Annotated in this window: 3 protein-coding genes; all 3 read right to left on the bottom strand. The window is 58.2% G+C overall.

What is annotated here, in order from left to right; genetic code table 11:
* Nucleotides 1-391: hypothetical protein (locus tag ACFWPJ_RS32235; protein ID WP_378857225.1), on the bottom strand; the 391-nt coding region annotated here is incomplete at its 3' end.
* A 112-nt stretch (nucleotides 392-503) separates the two neighbouring features.
* Nucleotides 504-770, bottom strand: coding sequence for an ABC-three component system middle component 6 (locus tag ACFWPJ_RS32240; protein WP_378857227.1), 267 nt, complete (start codon nucleotides 768-770; stop codon nucleotides 504-506).
* Nucleotides 767-1,644 (bottom strand): ABC-three component system protein (locus ACFWPJ_RS32245; RefSeq protein ID WP_378857229.1); only part of this gene is annotated, 878 nt, incomplete at its 5' end. The genes ACFWPJ_RS32245 and ACFWPJ_RS32240, both read right to left, overlap by 4 nt.

Here is a 1,644-nt window from a genome sequence, read left to right on the forward strand (position 1 = left end):
GGCGGCTGCAACTGCGCACTGCCTCGGTGAACCCGGGGTCGCCGACCTGTCGGAGCAAGAAGGACAGTAGCATTCGGCCACTCACACCGGGATGAACCGCGGGGAGTCCGAACAGTTTGTCCTCGATCAGCCGCTGCCATTCTTCCAGCGTGATGATGCCTGCGTCCTCGGCGAACATGTCGGCCGGAAACAAATCGTAGGCCGGCGCGGCGAGGTTGGGCCGCACCCGAATATTCTTCGGTTCGGCACCACTGCGGCTCACCTCGAGCGGGGCGTCCATCCCGGGCCAGTCCATGGCCAGAGTGAACGTGATACCGCGCAGGTGTTTTCGTGCGAACAAGCTCTTCTTGTCACCCCTGGAGCCGAGGAGGAAGTGCAGCAGTTCGACCATGCTGGACTTTCCCGCACCGTTCCGACTGTCGGTCGACCGCGAGGCGATCGTCTTCTCCGCGAGAAGAATATTCAGTCCTGGCCGGAACCTCACCGACCGGAACGCAGAATAATCAGCGCTGAGCTGACGAAGCATCCACGACCCCCTTGTACAGCAGATCTTCGTGCAGATGCACGACATCGAGAGCATGCAGCATGTCCAGCGCGAGAACGAACCAGCCGAACGAAACCGGCGCGGTATGGGAATGGGATTCACGCCATTCACGGAATTTAGCCCAGGCCTGACTTACAGTCAATGGCCTATCGAGTTGCATGGCAATTTGCGCGCCGACCGCAAGGAGAGCGCGGTCGGGTGAAATCCCCTTTGTCGGCGTAATCATTCACCCGCTCCCGTCTCGGATAATGCCGGAACCCAACCGCCCGGCGGGACTTCGAATATATCACATTGATCGAAGAAATAAGCCAGCACGGCATTTGTGGCTTTTTCCGCTTTCATTTTCGGAGCGATCTCACCGTGGACGAAGACCCGCATTTGATATAGCATTTCCGATGAATCGTCGCCACAGTCTTCCCGGATCATCTCGTAGTGCGCGCGGAAACTAGCGGCAACCTCGTCACGCTCCCAGACGTTGAGACTCGCCCGATAATATCTGTCGATCAAATACGCGTCCGTCCGGCCCGACTGCAAATAGCTGCGGTCATCCTCGGCCAGGCGATTATAGTCAGCCTTGTACACGGTCGGAATGGGGAGTCCGTCAACAGGACCGGCAGGTTCTCGGTTCTCCGCCAGATGACTCAGCAGCGGTTCAATATCAGCCATGCCGATCGAGTAAGCTTCCCGTTCGATGGGAATTCGTTCGTTCAGCAGGTGCTCCATGGTCATCCGGTCGAACCGCATGGCCTCGAGCCAGAGTTTCCGTGGACCCATCTGACGAAATTCCAGCTTCGGGTATGCATCGCCCGCATTCGACAAGAGGCCGGAGATGACGGGATGGATGCCCGATCGGCGGTCGTTGTGCACAAAAACGAAGCTGTCGAATTGTTCCGGCCGCTGGATTATCGCACTCGCAACATCGTCGAGGAATTTCTTTCGCACCGCTGAAACATCGAACGATTCCGGGCCATAGCAGGCGAACAATTCGCGAGTGCGGGTGCGGAGTCCGTCGCCGCCGAGATCACCTATCGGGCCGTTCGTGCGAATCGGCATATAGTCCGGGTACTTGGATTCCATTAGCTTGTGGAACAGGTCCTCGA

The organism is Nocardia sp. NPDC058497 (assembly GCF_042720195.1).
Taxonomy (GTDB): Bacteria; Actinomycetota; Actinomycetes; order Mycobacteriales; family Mycobacteriaceae; genus Nocardia.

Bases quoted from the DNA above. Each gene is read 5' to 3' on its own strand.
- ACFWPJ_RS32240 (WP_378857227.1), bottom strand. From the start codon at position 770: ATGATTACGCCGACAAAGGGGATTTCACCCGACCGCGCTCTCCTTGCG.